Origin of the sequence: Rothia sp. HMSC068F09, assembly GCF_001812775.1 — a bacterium.
Classification (GTDB): Bacteria; Actinomycetota; Actinomycetes; order Actinomycetales; family Micrococcaceae; genus Rothia; species Rothia mucilaginosa_A.
In genome coordinates, this window is the sequence record NZ_KV810418.1 from 103,606 (window position 1) to 104,757 (window position 1,152).

1 protein-coding gene and 1 pseudogene are annotated in these 1,152 nt (G+C 46.4%); both read left to right on the forward strand.

Annotation, left to right across the window (positions count from 1 at the left end):
- Positions 1-508, forward strand: a 508-nt coding sequence (locus tag HMPREF2874_RS02235) for a DUF6318 family protein (protein ID WP_168165148.1), incomplete at its 5' end; no start/stop codon positions are given.
- A 2-nt stretch (positions 509-510) separates the two neighbouring features.
- Positions 511-1,152 (forward strand): annotated as a pseudogene (locus HMPREF2874_RS09135) (hypothetical protein); the annotation flags it as partial.

Consider the following 1,152-nt stretch of genomic DNA (forward strand, 5'->3'; position numbering starts at 1 on the left):
CTACTCGGGCGGCTCGAAAGCCCCCGATGGTGAGTACCGTAAGGCGGACGAGTATGGGCCTGCTCAGAATGTTCCTCGACCGAAAGCAGAGCCACAGCAGTACCCGGAAACGGAACAAGGCCTATACCGAATGATGAAGGACTGGCTTGCCGCCCATAACTATGGCATTCAGACCGGCGACTGCTCATACGCATTCAGGTACATCACGAAAGATGCTGAAGAATATGAGTTCTACCAGTTCATTGAGAATCTTTACAAAAGCGGCGGATGGACTGTCGACGGCCTAGATGCCTATCAACCAGAAGGTCCACTCATCTACGATGAGGAAAAGAAAAAGTACCGTATGTTGCATCGCCGATTCTGGAGCACTGTCATGTACGTGGAGTCTAATGGCCACCTTGATATGCAGGCCAATACTGATACCAGTGACGATACTTTCTACTTCCTCTTCACCTACTCTGACGGATATTGGAAAATTACTGGCAGCAAGACGGAAGAGGAATTGTAAAAATGAATACATCTCATTATGTACGAATCTTTACTTGCCTTATATTGGCAACAACTTTTTCAGTAATTGACAATTCATCTGCATTGAGCATAGAGTGCACAGCCAAAGATTCTAACGGACATTGTGTAAAGGTTCCTGGTAATTCTAGACAGCGCCACGGTGGAAATAGCTCAAACGACCAAAGAAAACAGGATGATATACCGTCAGATAATAACGATTCTGCGAAACCAATAGGTGCTTCCTACCACAATTGGGTTGATGAAATACGTCAAACTCACAAGGTTATGAAAGACAGTGCCGGCCTTGATTATTATGCCCCACTTGACGGAAATAATACATGTTATACAGAAGATTACCGTCCCGGAAAACAAGAATACTCAGAATATACACTGGAGGATGGAATCGCTGTAAAGAATACTCGCTCAAGGGGCAACGTAGCATTATCGAAGTTCTGCCAACCCAACGACACCAAAACCCTCACCCCCACCAACCCCAAAGAAACCCCCAAAGGACCCACCGCCGAAGAAATGCTCCAAGAAATCGAGGACCAATTCGCTAACACCAATATCCAAGCCCCCGTATTGAAACAGTCCTACAACCTTGGCTCTGGTCAGGGCGAAAACAACCCCAACGTCTACAAGAAC